At 44.6% G+C, this 15,637-nt stretch carries 11 protein-coding genes; all 11 read right to left on the bottom strand.

The window, feature by feature from the left end:
- Positions 1 to 108 precede the first annotated feature (108 nt).
- The 11 genes from AB5170_RS12955 to AB5170_RS12905 all read right to left on the bottom strand — a co-directional run bounded on the left by AB5170_RS12955 (position 109) and on the right by AB5170_RS12905 (position 15,443).
- Positions 109 to 1,116, bottom strand: a complete 1,008-nt coding sequence (locus AB5170_RS12955) for an ABC transporter ATP-binding protein (protein WP_195379230.1) — start codon at positions 1,114 to 1,116, stop codon at positions 109 to 111.
- A complete protein-coding gene (locus AB5170_RS12950; protein ID WP_347708371.1) occupies positions 1,109 to 2,161 on the bottom strand; it encodes an ABC transporter ATP-binding protein in 1,053 nt (350 codons plus the stop codon). Before AB5170_RS12950 ends, AB5170_RS12955 begins: the two co-directional genes overlap by 8 nt.
- Before the next feature lie 152 nt (positions 2,162 to 2,313).
- On the bottom strand, positions 2,314 to 4,056 hold the full coding sequence (locus AB5170_RS12945; protein WP_227198966.1) for an ABC transporter permease: 1,743 nt from the start codon (positions 4,054 to 4,056) through the stop codon (positions 2,314 to 2,316).
- 10 nt (positions 4,057 to 4,066) lie between these two features.
- The gene (locus tag AB5170_RS12940) at positions 4,067 to 5,053 is read right to left on the bottom strand and encodes an ABC transporter permease (RefSeq protein ID WP_173717951.1); all 987 of its coding nucleotides are present in this window, start codon (positions 5,051 to 5,053) and stop codon (positions 4,067 to 4,069) included.
- A 197-nt stretch (positions 5,054 to 5,250) separates the two neighbouring features.
- A complete protein-coding gene (locus tag AB5170_RS12935; RefSeq protein ID WP_195379229.1) occupies positions 5,251 to 7,551 on the bottom strand; it encodes an ABC transporter substrate-binding protein in 2,301 nt (766 codons plus the stop codon).
- Between the two features lie 204 nt (positions 7,552 to 7,755).
- Complete coding sequence (locus AB5170_RS12930) at positions 7,756 to 8,325, bottom strand: hypothetical protein (protein ID WP_368361272.1); 570 nt, start codon at positions 8,323 to 8,325, stop codon at positions 7,756 to 7,758.
- A gap of 80 nt (positions 8,326 to 8,405) precedes the next feature.
- The gene (locus AB5170_RS12925; protein ID WP_173717076.1) at positions 8,406 to 10,082 is read right to left on the bottom strand and encodes a M3 family oligoendopeptidase; all 1,677 of its coding nucleotides are present in this window, start codon (positions 10,080 to 10,082) and stop codon (positions 8,406 to 8,408) included.
- 192 nt (positions 10,083 to 10,274) lie between these two features.
- Positions 10,275 to 11,579: a hypothetical protein gene (locus AB5170_RS12920; RefSeq protein WP_195379228.1), complete on the bottom strand. Its 1,305-nt coding sequence runs from the start codon at positions 11,577 to 11,579 to the stop codon at positions 10,275 to 10,277.
- A gap of 240 nt (positions 11,580 to 11,819) precedes the next feature.
- Positions 11,820 to 12,812 (bottom strand): ABC transporter permease, encoded by a 993-nt coding sequence (locus AB5170_RS12915; RefSeq protein ID WP_195379227.1) that lies wholly within the window; start codon positions 12,810 to 12,812, stop codon positions 11,820 to 11,822.
- Positions 12,813 to 13,910, bottom strand: coding sequence for an ABC transporter permease (locus AB5170_RS12910; RefSeq protein ID WP_148461205.1), 1,098 nt, complete (start codon positions 13,908 to 13,910; stop codon positions 12,813 to 12,815).
- Entirely contained in the window at positions 13,911 to 15,443 is a 1,533-nt protein-coding gene (locus AB5170_RS12905) for an ABC transporter ATP-binding protein (RefSeq protein WP_173770676.1), read from the bottom strand.
- Positions 15,444 to 15,637 lie beyond the last annotated feature (194 nt).

Here is a 15,637-nt window from a genome sequence, read left to right as displayed (position 1 = left end):
CGTTGCGCCGGCGAGTGAGCAATCACCATTGTCCGAATGCGTCCGCCTTGAACAACTTTCAACACACTAAATAGCAACAGACCAGGTAATCCCTGGCCTGCTTTATTCTTAGTCATACAGATGGCAGCGCACCTTATGCCCATTTCCCATATCTTTTACCTCAGGCACCTGATTCTTACAAATCTCCATGCACTTCCGGCATCTGGTATGGAACTTACATCCCTTAGGCGGATTCGCCGGGGATGGAATATTTCCCTCCAGAATGATACGTTTTCTCTTCAGATCCGGATCCGGCATTGGAATTGCAGAGAACAGAGCCTCTGTGTACGGATGAAGAGGATTTGCAAAAATATCTGATGTGGTACCAGTCTCCACAAGACCTCCCAGATACATAACGCCGATGGTATCGGAAATATGCTCTACAACGGAAAGATCATGAGAGATAAACAGATAAGTCAGATTTCTCTTCTCCTGAAGTTCCTTTAACAAGTTAATGATCTGAGCCTGTACGGAAACATCAAGCGCGGAAACCGGCTCGTCACACACAACGAACTCCGGATTCAATGCAAGTGCTCTCGCAATACAGATACGCTGTCTCTGTCCACCAGAGAACTCATGTGGATAACGGTCCTTATGATAAGACTGAAGTCCACAGTCATCCATGATCTTGGTCACATAATCTGCATATTCAGACTTTGGAACCAGGTTATGCTCTCTTACAGCTTCCCCGATGATCTCGCCAACCGGCAGTCTTGGAGAAAGGGAAGAATAGGGATCCTGGAAAATGATCTGCATCTTGGTACGCATATCGCGCATTTCTTTATTGGAAAGACCATAAACATCTTTTCCATTGAAGAGAACCTGTCCATCTGTTTTCTCAATCAGTCTTAAAATGGTTCTTCCTGTGGTAGATTTACCACATCCGGACTCACCAACCAGACCCATTGTAGTTCCTCTCTTTAATGTGAAAGAAACATCATCAACTGCCTTTACGGCTCCAACCTGCTTACCGAACATTCCACCCTTGATCGGGAAATATTTCTTAAGATGGGATACCTCCAGAATGTTATCGGACTGCTGATTCTTTGTATTTTCTGCTGTCTTATTCTCACTCATGAGCTTTTCCCTCCTCTCCCGGATGAACATTTGCCAGCCATCCAGCTTCCGGACGGTCTGCATAACGGTAACAGCTTACTTCATGTGTAGGACTTAATTTGATCACGCCTGGATAGCTTCCCTGGCACTTGTCACAGCTAAGCTCACAACGATCACGGAAATAGCAGTAATCCGGCATATCAATAGGGTTCGGAACCTTACCCGGAATACTGTAAAGCTTGTCAACCTTCTTGCCTACAACCGGTTTGGAGCGCATAAGTCCAATGGTGTATGGATGAGACGGATTCTTGAAAATCTCGCTTGCAGTACCCTTCTCAACTACACGGCCGGCATACATAACTACTACATAATCTGCCATCTCTGCAATAACCCCCAGGTCATGCGTAATCAGCATAATGGAAGAATTGATCTTATCTTTCAAGTTGCGCATCAGATCCAGGATCTGGGCCTGAATGGTAACATCAAGAGCTGTGGTAGGCTCATCAGCGATGATCAGTCTTGGATTACATGCAAGACCGATTGCGATACATACACGCTGACGCATACCACCGGAAAGCTCATGAGGATACATTTTATAAACGCCCTCACTGTTGGCGATTCCAACCAGCTTCAGCATTTCGATGGTTCTGGCCTTTACCTGCTCTTTGCTCATATCCGGATTGTGAAGCTTGGTGATCTCATCAACCTGCTCTCCAATACGGAATACCGGGTTCAGTGCAGTCATAGGCTCCTGGAAAATCATGGAAAGCTCATTTCCGCGAAGCTTCTGCATTTCACTTGTAGGAGTGTTTACAATGTTGTAAACCTTGTCTCCGGTATTAAAACGGATTTCTCCTTCTACTGTCTGTCCCTGAGGACGCTGTACCAGCTGCATAAGGGAAAGGCTTGTTACAGACTTTCCACAACCAGACTCTCCAACAACACCAACTGTTTTTCCCTGAGGAATTTCAAAGCTTACACCATCCACGGCTTTAACCGTTCCGATATCTGTAAAGAAATAAGTATGAACATTGTCAAACTCAACTACGTTTTCCGGATTCTTCATGGTAGTGATATACTCTGACTCCGGAATATTCTTTCTGTTTCTCTTCTTCTCTATCTCATTGGTGATCTTTCGATTCTCTTTGGAGATTCTTTTGGTTTCCTTAGCTGAGATATAGTTTGCGTTTTTCTTACCAAATAATGCCATATTCGCACCTACCGTTTCATTTTCGGGTCAAATGCATCACGAAGACCATCACCCACAAAGTTAAATCCAAGAACGGTCAGCAGGATCAAAAATCCGGCCGGGATCCATACGAACCAGAAGTTGGTCAGTACGTATACATCATTTACCGCATTTACAATGTTACCCCAGGAAGCATATGGGAACTTAACACCGATTCCAAGGAAGCTAAGAGTTGCCTCCATCAGAATAACATCACCAAGTCCCATTGTTGCAATAACGATCAGCTGTGGGATAACGTTAGGGATCAGGTGGCGGAAAATACGTCTGGACACACGAACACCTGTCGCTTCTGTTGCAACCATGAACTCCTGCTCACGAAGGGAGAGGATCTGTCCACGTACCATACGGGCAATGCTTGGCCATCCCACGATACCCAGGATCGCACAAAGTGCATAAATACGGATTCGCGGATCGATCTTGTAATAATCCATAACAGAACCGATGATAATGTACAGCGGCATTGCTGGGATACAGATAACAACATCAACCACACGCATGAGAATGGTATCTACCCATCCTCCAAAATAACCGGAAATACCACCGATGAGAATACCGATGATACCTTCGATAATGATAACAACGAAACCGATCATCAGGGAGATACGTCCGCCATACATCAGTCTGGTAAGCATATCCATACCGTTTCCGTCAGTTCCTACCAAGTGCTTCTTACTTGGAGCTGCATAGGTATCGTTGACAGTAGTCTCTTTCTGGTTACGGACTACATACTGTGTATTCTTTGTCTGAAGCTGATAGGTCTCCTCCTCACCATTCTCATTGAGAGCGGTAAATGTGGAGGCTTTCTCTGTGATTGCCTGCTCCACTGCCTCTTTAAAAGAAAGGGAAAGGAATACACCGTTTGCCTGCGGGGATACCAGAAGACCGGAAACTGTTGCATAAACCTCGCCGTCTTTGGTGATCTCTGTAGCAGTCTCACCTTCTAAAGTGCTCATCTCATACTTTACGCCATCGCACTCAAAAGAAGACTCGCCATTTTCCAGGGCATCCAGTGCAAGCTGCTGGAATTCAAATCCAAGCTGTGCATCGCTGGTGGCTGCGCTGAAGACCTTCTTTGTTGCAAAAGCAACTTCTCCGGAAATGGTGATCAGATTCTCACGTCCGGACTTCTCAATGGAATAAGTAATGCCGTCCACCTCAAAGGTATCTTCATCATTACTTACTGCTTCTTCATAGCCTTCTTTGATGTCATCTGTTACTTCTGCATCTCCAGCCGGTTTATAGGTGGATTTGCCTTTCAGGGTAAGAACTGTGGCAACCGGCTCTGCGGAGTAAATCGCCCAGTATTCTTCGCCTTTATTTTCAAGTCCGTAAGTTACACCATCTGCCTCAAAAGTCGCATCCCCTTTGTTGGTTGCAAGAATGAACTTCTGCTGTCCGGCTGCCGGGAACTCGCTTCCGTCTGCTGTTTCAAAAATATATGCTTTATTATAGGTAGCTCCTGCATAATCCTTCCATACGTGGTCGGTTTTACGGAACACCTGGCTCTCACCATAGGGACTGACCATACCTCCAATGAATGAGAACACAAACATTGTTACCAGAATTACAAGTCCTGCCACAGCCAGCTTATTGCGGAAAAATCTCTTGGCAACAAGCATTCCAGGGGAGAGGACTTTTACACGCTGCTCATCATCCAGTGCCTGGGAGGTACTGACATGATCGTCTTTTTTCTTTGTTGGATCTGTACTCATGTTTTTCCTCCTAATTTACTCGTACCCTTGGATCTGCCACAGCGTACAGGATGTCTGCGATCAGATTGCCGGTCAATGTAAGAAATGCCAAAAATACCATATAGAACATGGTAAACGGAATATCACCCTGGGTCAGTGCCTGATAGGATGTGTATCCGATTCCCGGGATCTGGAACAAAGTCTCTGTGATCATGGCTCCGCCAAACAGGTTTGGAAGTGTACTTCCAAGGATGGTGATGATCGGAATCAGAGTATTTCGGAACGCATGGTGATAGACCACCTTCTTCTCCGGTACACCCTTAGCTCTTGCAGTACGGATGTAGTCTGCATTTAATACCTCCAGCATGTTGGTTCTGGTGTAACGCATCAGGGAACCAACGCTGACGATGGTCAGGGTGATCACCGGAAGGATCAGATGCTGCGCCATATCCAATACCTTTCCAACGCTGCCGTAAGACTCATGCATACGGCTTACAATACCATACAGGTCCACCCATTTCAGATTGATGGAGAAGATCCATTTCAAAATAGTGGCAAAGAAGAAGGACGGCAGGGAAATACCGATGAGGGCAAACACTGTCACCGCATAGTCTACTTTGCTGTACTGCTTGGTGGCCGATATGATTCCCAGAGGGATTGCAATGATGATCTCCAACAGGAACGAGGCCAGCGCCAGTACAAAGGAATACCAGATTACACTGGAGAATTTCTTGGTTACCGGCTGATGGAAGATCCAGGATTCTCCAAACTCACCGTGAAGTGCTTTTCCAAGCCATACAAAATATCCTTCCAGAACCGGCTTATCCAGTCCATAGGAGGCATTTAATTCCGCAACCAGCTCATCATAAGGCTTAGCGCCCTGTTTCATGGACATGTCGCGGGCTCTTCCTTCTACATAAGAGGTAGGAAGGCTTCTCTCAATTGAGTAAATGATCATGGAAACGAAGAACAGAATCATCGCTCCCAGAAGTACACGACGTACAATAAATTTCTTCATTTAGTTTATCTGTCCTTTCCAGTATCAGGGTAAGAAGTTCTGACTGTGATGTTCTTACTGGCAGTGTGTCCTGCCGGTTCTGGCTGTATGCAATGCCCCGGCACACATCAGTACCCAAGGCATACTGCCAGTAAGGCAGTGGGCTCACTTATTAGGGTGAGCCCACTGCGCTAGTCTGACTTCTTCAGTTTATACCTTTAGTTCATCTCGATGTTCTCGATATCTTTATACCAATAATAGAATGTAGAAACATCTTTTGTAAAGGTATCTGCATTTACACGCTCAGGGCTATAGATAATGCAGTTCTGTCTCTGATATACCGGAATCTCAACTGCCCAGTCAAGAATGATATCCAGGCACTGTTTGTAAACAGATTTTCTGTATTCCTGATCTGCGGAAGAACGAGCGTCGATAATATCCTGATCCAGTGTAGCGTCATTGATGTGGTAGTAGTTACTCTTTACGCTCTCGCTGTGGTATGTCTGATACATATCAGGATCGATTGTTGCCTGCCATGCAGCTGCCCACATTTCTGCTGTACCTGCATTTAAAGCATCCCACATGATGTTAGAGTCTGTAACGTCATTGATCTCAAGTGTGAATCCGATGGACTCAAGTGCTGCCTTAGCATCTGTAAGGATTGCAAAGCTTGGGTGATCTCCACTTCCGTCAGCGCCGATGATGATCTCATAGGACATCTTAGCACCTTCCGGAGCTGCTGTTACTTTGCCATCTTCTACAGTGTAGCCAGCTGCCTCAAGGTAGCCAAGAGCTGCCTGTGTAGCTGCTGCAAATTTCTCATCATCAGACATGTCATCTGTGTAAAGCGGATTTCCGTCAACATCTACAGAGTAAGCTGCCTTATAATCTGCATCAGATTTCTGAGGAGCTGCCCAGGATGTATTGGAGATCGGGTAGTTGATTACGGAAGCAGCATCGCCATAGTAGGAATCGATTGCTACGTCACGATATACAGCAAATACAGTTGCAATTGCTTTTCTTAAATCCTTGGATGCATCAGAGCTTCCATCATCACCAACTTTTACAGTGTTAGCGTTGATACCGATGTATCCATATCCAAGGTTGTCTGTTGCGTTAACCATGATCTTGTCGCCATCAAGCTCGCCGTTGCTGTTGATGCTCTTGATCTGGTCAAATGCAGATTTGCTTCCGGATGGATCGGAAAGGTCGATTGTACCCTGCTCAACACCGGCAATCTTATCTGCGTCGGAAGTCTCTCTCCACTGAAGGTACTTGATCTTAGGAGCACCTTTGTAGTAGTTCTCGTTTGCTTCCAGATATACGGTCTTGTTCTCATATTTCACAAATTTGTAAGGACCTGCACCAAGTGGCTGGTTTGCTTTGTCACGTACTGCGGAAAGGTCGCCTCTTGTGAAACCGAACTGATTGTTGTCATAGTCATAAAGAGAAGCATCACCATAGTAATGCATTGGCTCAACGATTACGCCAAGATTGTAGATTGTAGTAGCAGAGAATCCGTCTGTTGTGATCTCAACTTCGTAATCGCCAAGTTTCTTGATTCCTTCGATGTTAGCAACTTCCTCGCCCTCACCTGCAGCAGTTTTCTGCTCTACCAGGTATTCCTGTGCAATTGTTGTAGCATCTTCATTGAAATATTCCTCATCGCCGTATGCAGTTGCAAGAGCTACATAATCTGTACCATACTGGTCAGCGATCTCATTAATGATTGTATCCTGGTCTTTGCCGTCTACGCTGTAGCCGTCTTCGGTAGCGTAGAGCATTGCGAAGAATTCGTCACCGCTTGCAACACCGTAAGCGTCTGCGTAATCTTCCCATGCAGTCTGTGCCCAGTCATACTCAGAGGTAAGAAGCGGAACGATCAGGTCAGATTTCACCTTCTCTGCTACTTCGTCTGGCATGTCAGCTAATACATTTGCAACATCCTCATCTGTGATAGAGTCTGCTGCTGTGGAATTCAGACGGTAGTTCTTCATACCTTTGATGTTGGTGGAATACAGAGTTGCATTTCCATCATAATCAGTATCTGAATATACATATAATGTGAAAATAAGGTCATCTGCGGTAAGCGGCTCACCATCAGAGAATTTTACATCATCGCGAAGTTTGATGTCATAAACAGTCTCATCCTCGCCCTGTGTAACTGTAATATCAGAAAGTCCTGTGTAAGTATACTCTGTTCCGTTATACTCAGTAGTCTCTCCCTCAATACCATTGTAGATAACAGCACCTGCGCGGTCGTTATCAAACAGATATGCTCCTACGATATCGGAGATCTGCTGATCCGGAACTGCTTCTGCGAACATTCCACAGAATTTCTCGGAGAAGTTGGTCTGTCCAACAACCAGCGGTGTATCGGAAGAACCTCCCTCAGTCTCTTCTGCTGCATCAGCTGTGTCTTCTGCAGCGTCTGCATCCTCAGCAAAAACAGGAACACTCACTGTTGTTGCTGTCATGACGCCTGATAATAACAGGGCCATTAACTTCTTCTTGCTCATATCATATCCTCCTTTTTGAGATATTTTATTGTAACTATTCACAGGGTATGTTTCGAACATACTCCTGAGGCCAGCTACTACAGACAACCTGAAAATTTGTTGTCTTATACCTCTCTATTTTACCATGTTTTATTACATGTGCAATAGCTATATGGCGAAATATGTCTGGAATTTTGTCCATAATTGTCAAAAACTGAAAGATTTTTACTCAAAATTTGTAAATTTCGCTTTAATCTGCCAGTTTTGCGCAGTACTAACACTTCCCAGTGCTAAAATCATCACAGCGGCTGCCTCGAATAATAGTTCCCTTGTAAAAATAAGATTTTCGAAATCTTTTAACAAAAAAATCAGGTTTGCCACGCTTGTAAAAAGTCCCAGTACCGTGATGGCAATGCTGCACCTTACCGGACGCCGCACCCCTTTTTCATACTGTGCACAGGTCATATGCCCTATATGCTTTTCCGGGATTACCACCTGTGAGTGAGCTTTTCCCTCCTGCTGTCTGCAAAAAAGAAATAAGGAAGTACCTCCCATGATTCCATAGGAAACAGGGAATACTACCACCATATAGGGAAGTAATATCCAGAAGATCCTGCTTCCTTCATTGTTCAGCATCAGGCTGGCAAAATAGATCACAAGGGCGGCTGCCATAAGAACTGTATTGTTAAGGGCATGTCTTTTCAGCTCCTTCACTGACAGGCTGCTGCCATACCATTTTCCGGTATATTCAAATTTTTCCCCTCTCTGGCGGTAATCATTCCCATATTTTTTCACAATTCTTCCTCAACTTTCCTGTGAGTTCCCAATCTATTACCTGAAAGTGCTTTTCCTTCTCACAGTCTTTGCCTGATGACTCAACCCAGCTTCTTATCCAACTCATCCACAATCTTCTGAATGCAGCCATCTGTAAATGGAACTGTAAGTCCCACCTGTTTCAGCATGGACGGATAGAAATCACTTGCAGAAAGCCGGCAAAGCTTCATATAATCAGCCCACGCAGCGTCATGATCTTTCTCCATGCGGATCTTAAACTGGAATGCACAAAGCTGTGCAAGTACATAATCAATATAGTAGAAAGGCATCTCAAAAATGTGGTGCTGTCTCTGCCAGTAGCCGCCTTCTTCCATAAACCTGCAGCCAGTGGAATCCATATATGGGCGGTACTCCTGCTCCAGCCTGTTCCATGCATCACGTCGCTCCTTAGGTGTAAGCTCCGGATTGCCGTATACAATGTGCTGGAATTCATCCACCATTGTTCCATAAGGAATAAAGTCGATGGCATCCTCAAGATGCATCTTGCGGTAATCATCGCCTCTTTCCCCGAAGAAAAGCTCGATCCATGGTTCCGCAAAGAATTCCATGGACATGGAATGGATTTCTGCTGTCTCCATGGTCAGATACCTGGAGTGATCGGCGATCGGATCCTTGCAGGATACATAACTCTGAAATGCATGTCCACACTCATGTGTGATTACATCCACGTCACCACTGGTTCCGTTAAAGTTTGCAAAAATAAACGGTACACCATAATCCGGAAGCTCCGTCATGTAACCACCGGTAGCCTTATTCTTACGTCCGAATACATCAAAAAGCTCATTCTCCATCATCATGTTGAAGAAATCCCTTGTCTCATCAGACATCTCCGTGTACATTTTGCGGCCGCTCTCAAGAATCTCCTCAGGAGTACCGATCGGCGCCGGATCTCCCTGTGGGAAATAAACACCCATATCATAATAACGAAGTGCATCTACCCCAAGGCGTGCCTGACGGTTCTTGTGCATTCTGGAAGCTAACGGTACAAATACAGTCTTAATCTGCTCGCGAAGCTTCTGTACATCTTCCTTGGTATAAGAATTACGGTTCATGCGGAAGTAGCCCATATCAATGTAATTCTCAAAGCCCAGCATCTGTGCCTGTCTGGTACGGTTCTTCACCATCAGATCGTAGATTTCATCAAGCTCAGCCTGGTTCTCCTCAAAGAAGCCTGAAAAAGCATCCCATGCTTTCTTACGGGTATTCCGATCCTGGGAGCGCATATACTTGCGCATAAGGGAAAGGTTCAGTTCTTCTCCTTCCCACATGATCTTGGCAGAAGCGATCAGCTTGCTGTAACGGGAAGCAAGGGCATTCTCCTCCTGCATCAGCGGAATCAGACTGTCATCGAAAGATTTCATCTCCAGTTCCATGGACTTAAATGCAACCGGTCCGATTTTCTCTTCCATATACTGACGATATGGGGTGGCAAAAAGTACTTTCTTGTACTCATTTGTCACTGCGTTCAGTTCCGGGAGCTTCTCATCATAATAGCTCTTCTCGCCGTCATAAAACTCATTTGTCACATCTCCATCCCTGCGGATATGGGCGATGGTGTAAAGAGTTCTCACGTGATCCATCAGCTTGTTAAATTCCTGATGAATCTCGAACTGCTCTTCTCCGCTCTTCGCAGAAGATGCGCGCTGGATAATCTCTTGTGCCTGTGCGATCACAGCCGGAAAATCCACACGAGTGTAAGGCATTTCTGAAAATTTCATCTCGTTCCTCCTTTATAGACACAAATGGGCGGACAAACTTCCTAAAGCTTATCTTCAGAATGCTGTCCGTCCATTGTCGCGTATTATTTACTATATCATAATCACATCTAAATTAAAAGGCTTAAATTTATAAAAAATGTTAATAAAAGAACATTATGACGTTGAAAGTGTGTTTTGCCAAATCTTCAGATTTTATTCAGCTACGCCTTCTTCTCCTTCTTCTACGATTTCCAGATCATCAAGCGTGTCATCTTCTTTGGATTCCTCTTCATCATACTCTTCTGGTGTATATGGAGTTTCTGTCACGTTTGCCTTTTCCAGAAGAAGCTCTGTTACCTTGCTCTCATAAAGGGCATTTACAAGCGTTTCCCGTGTATAAAGAGTCTCAAAATCAGCAGGACTCTCGCCATAGTAGTCAGCATACTCATTCACATAATTCACGTATTCATCTTCTGTTACCTCAATATTATTGGCTTCGGCATATGCACTGATGAAGAGGCGGCGGTTTACAAGATTTTTGGCTTCTTCTGCAATATCATCCTCTGTAACCCCGAACATATCCAGTACATCATTTACATCTCCGTCTTCCTCTACAAACATGGAATAACCGGAGAGTGCCTCTTCCCTGCATGCCTCAAACAGGTCGTCCGGATATTCTCCCGTAAACTCTGTACGTGCCAGGCAGGCAGAAATCAGATCTTCTGTCTCATCATAAGTACTCTGTTCCTCATAGGACTGCTCCAGATATTCTTTTACAGAAGCCTCATATTCTTCCTTCGTGTCATACCCGGTATAATTCTTCACATAATCCTCATCATATTCCGGAGTATTGGAAGCTGTAACATCTGTTATCTCCACTGAAAAGTCAACGGTTTTTCCCTGCCAGTCTTCCTGCCAGGTATCATCTCCGTACGTGATGCTGAAATCCAGTTTATCTCCAGTGGAAACACCTGTCAGCTTCTGGTCAAATTCTGCACCAAATTCTTCCTGTCCCAAGGTGATAAAAGTCTCTTCCGGCTCAGCAGCTTCCTCACCCTCCACAGTGGCAGTAAGATTCATATATACAATATTTCCGTCCTCGGAAGGTGCATTGGTAGACTGCTCATCGCTGGCATCTGCCAGCTCTTCCTGGATCTCATCCTGTACCATATCGTCTGTGATCTCATAGGTATACCTGGTAACCTCTACACCATCATAATCTCCAAGAGTCACATAATCAGAAGCATTCTGAACCAGATATTCAGAAGGAGTAATGGGATCAAGAGCTGCTTCTTCCTCTGCATCATCTGCATCGATCACTTCATTATTCTCTACATCCTGTGAAAATTCAGGATCCAGTTCTTCTCCATCTTCATCCGGATCAGCAGCTGTCAGATCATCCTCTGCTGTGCTCTCCTGGGTAGTATTGTCCGTGTTTTTCTGCTGAGAAGCATTATCTCCACAGCCTGCAAGTACTGTCATAGCTGCCAGCGCAGCAAGAACATATCTTTTTTTCATATTTTTATTCCTTTCTGATAACTGTATAGCTAAGAGCCAGCTATCCTTTCTATATGTTTCACATGTTATTTAAAAATAATATAACATTTTCGAAATATTTTGTAAACTTTCTTTTCCTATGGACACTTATTTTTCACAAATCGTATTGCCGTCTGAAGAATAAAAAATCCTCTGCATGCTGCACCATACAGCATAAGCAGAGGATTCTGAAATTTCAATATTCTATCAAACCAATCCCTGTTATCTTTCCTCTCGGAAGTAGGAAAGTCCCAGACTTTCCGGAGGCTGATTTTCTTTTTTCTTTCGGAAGCTTACTACAACCAGAACGATAATGGTAACCACATAAGGAACCATCTGGATCAGGTCTGTGACATAGCTTGCAACCTTGATTCCAAGAATACTTGGAAGGAACTGATACAGCCAGTAGAGCATACCGAAAAGATACGCGCCCCAGATACAGTTCAGAGGTTTCCATGTGGTAAATATAACCAGTGCAACTGCCAGCCAGCCAAGAGCCTCGATCTGTCCCGTTGTCGCCCAGATGCCCTGATTATAATCCAGAACGTAATATAATCCGCCGATTCCGGAAAGACCGGCACCAATACAGGTTGCCAGATATTTATATTTGGTTACATTGATTCCGGCTGCGTCTGCAGTTCCCGGATTTTCACCTACAGCCCGAAGATTCAAACCTACTCTTGTTTTGTTCAGCACGTAATGCAGCACAACAGCAATGATGATTGCCGCATATACCAGAAAACCATAGGCAAAAACAGTTTTACTTACAATTCCCAGCTTACTGGACAGGAGTGGAATCTTCTTTGAAAAAGAAGCGTATGCCAGCGGTGCTGCAGTGTAGCTTGCACCATTTAAAATAAATACACCAAAGAAATTAGCAACGCCCATACCGAATGTGGTAAGTGCAAGACCGGTTACATTCTGGTTTGCACGAAGGGTAATGGTAAGGAAGCTGAAAATCAGCCCTCCCAGCATGGAGGCTGCAATTGCTGCCACAAGCGCCAGGATCACACATATCCAACCCTTTGGATCTGCTGAATTTTTCTCGTAAAAATAGGAGCTGGCGAAGCCAGCAAAGCCGCCAAGATACATAATTCCCGGAACACCAAGATTCAGGTTTCCGGATTTCTCAGTGGTAATCTCACCCATGGAACCAAACATGATAATTGTTCCAAATGGAATTGCCCTGATGATCCACGCAATCAGATTACTCATTTAGTGCACCTCCTTTTTGGAACCACGGAAAATCATTTTATAGTTGATGAAGAATTCACTTCCAAGGATAAAGAACAGAATCACGCCTTCAATAATACTTGCTGCATAATCGTTCAGGCTGTATGCAGAAGCAATCTCTGCTGCACCTTTGGAAAGGAAGATCAGCAGGAAGGAGATCAGAGCCATATAAAACGTATTAAACTTTGCAAGCCATGCTACAATAATGGCGGTAAATCCGTTTCCACCTGCAGATGTGGTGGAAATGGTCTGGTCTCTTCCTGCTACGATCAGGAAACCAACCAGACCGCAGATAGCACCGGAAATGATCATGGTACGGATGGTTACCCATTTAACATTAATTCCGGCATATCTTGCTGTGTTCTCAGATTCTCCTACTACGGTAATCTCATAGCCCTGTTTAGAATATTTCAGATAGAAGAACATTACAAACATGAGAATCATTACAATGAGAATGTTAATATTATATCTCTGTCCCATAAACTGCGGGAACCATCCAACCTGTGTAGACATGTTCAGCTTACCAAGGCTGGAAGCCTTTCCTCGAAGGATATTGGTCATGCATGCAACAATACTGGTTGCCACATAATTCATCATAAGGGTAAAAAGTGTCTCATTTGTATTCCAGTACGCCTTGAATACTGCCGGAATAAAGCCCCAGAGACCTCCGGCAATCACGCTGGTAAGGAACATCACCAGAAAAAGCACCGGGGTAGGAAGGCTGGCACCACATTTTACCATAACCATAGCTGTGGCAAGGCCTCCCATCAGCACCTGTCCCTCTGCGCCAATGTTCCAGAAGCGCATTTTAAACGCAGGAGCAAGGGCAATACCAATGCAGAGAAGGGTTACCAGATCTCGCATTGCCCAGGAAAAACGGATGCTTGTCATAAAAGTACCATTTAACATAACACCATATACAGATAATGGATTCAGGCCTGTTACACTATAAATAAAAATCGCGTCTACTACAAGCGCCAGAATAATGGCAGCCGCACGAACCCATACCTTGTACCCGAAGCTACTTCTGTCACGCTTAATAATTCGGATCAAGGGTTCTTTAGTTTTTGTGTCACTCATTTATTTTCCCTCCTTCCGAAGATTTGTCATAAGAAGTCCAACTTCTTCTTTCGTAGTCGTTCTGGCATCCAGAATACCATTCTCTTTACCGCCGCAAAGTACCAGAATACGGTCACACAGATCAATGAGAACGTCCAGATCCTCACCTACATAGACTACGGCAACCCCCTCTTTCTTCTCTTCATCCAGAAGATTATAGATGGTATAAGAGGTATTGATATCAAGGCCTCGCACTGCATAGGCAGTCATCAGTACAGTAGGTGCTTCTGCAATCTCACGGCCTACCAGAACCTTCTGTACATTTCCTCCGGAAAGGCGGGATACCGGAGTATTCAGGCTTGGAGTCACAACTTCAAGCTCTTCCTTAACCTTCTCTGCCATTTTCTTCGGGGTACGCATATCTGTAAGCGGGGATGCACCCTTTCCATAGCTTTTCAGAAGCATATTTCCGGTCATACCCATAGAACCTACAAGGCCCATTCCCAGACGGTCTTCCGGCACAAATGCAAGGTGAACACCTGCATCACGGATTTTCTTCGGTGTTTTTCCAACCAACTGAAGGGGCTGATTTTCTTTTCCTCTTTCGTAAAACTCAATACTGCTGCCCTGGCCTGTAATCTGAAGTCCTGCAATGGCTTCCAGAAGCTCTTTCTGTCCATTTCCGGAAATTCCGGCAATTCCCAGGATTTCACCTCCATAAACGTCAAAGCTTACATCATCCAGCACCTTAATGTCCTCCCGGTTATAGACGGTCAGATGGGAAACAGAAAGTCGTTTCACCGGATTTACAGGTGCGGAACGGGCAATATTCAGTTCCACCTTCTTGCCTACCATCATCTCTGTGAGAGAATTTTCAGTGGCCTCGCAGGTATCTACGGTACCTATGTACTCTCCTTTTCTCAGAATGGCAACGCGGTCGGAAATCTCCAGAACCTCGTGAAGCTTATGGGTAATAATGATAACGGATTTATTATCTGCCTTCATATTTCGGATAACCTCAAACAGACGGGCTGTCTCCTGAGGTGTCAGTACTGCTGTCGGCTCATCCAGGATCAGAATGTTTGCACCTCTGTAAAGAACCTTTACAATTTCCAGAGTCTGTTTCTGGGATACGCTCATCTCGTAAACCTTCTGATTCAGGTCCAGATCAAAGTGGTACCTGTCACAGATAGCCTGTGCTTTTTTACGAACCTCTTTCAGATCAAATTTCTGTTTTTTATCAAGACCAAGCGCAATATTCTCAGTGGCACTGAATACGTCGATCAGTTTAAAGTGCTGGTGAATCATACCGATTCCCAGATCGTAGGCATCTTTTGGAGAGCGGATTTCCACTTTCCTACCGTCTATCATGATCTCGCCGGAATCTGGAAAATAAATACCGGAGATCATATTCATAAGAGTGGTCTTGCCACTTCCATTTTCTCCCAGAAGGGAGAGAATCTCACCTTTTTTTACGTCAAGGTTGACATTTTTGTTGGCAACAACTTTTCCAAATGTTTTGGTAACATTTTTTAATTGAATGGCATATTCCAAAGTGTTGTGCCTCCCTTCCCGTTTTATAATCAAGGCAAAACAAGCTCTTCTGGTTTTGCCTATCTTTGAAGCGTTCGCCAAAATCCCACATCCGCGTGGATTTTAACTTTCCCGCTTACGAAACAAAAGGGAAGCCTTTTTACAGCTCCCCTTTTGGATTTCATGTAATTCGATAACTGTTCAGGTTTCTTCCC

It is taken from the genome of Ruminococcus sp. RTP21484sp1_RTP21281st1_A8_RTP21281_210402, from assembly GCF_040914025.1.
Lineage (GTDB): Bacteria > Bacillota > Clostridia > Lachnospirales > Lachnospiraceae > Blautia_A > Blautia_A faecis.
Note: the sequence above shows the minus strand (reverse complement) of the source record. Positions and strands in the feature narration are given on the sequence as shown.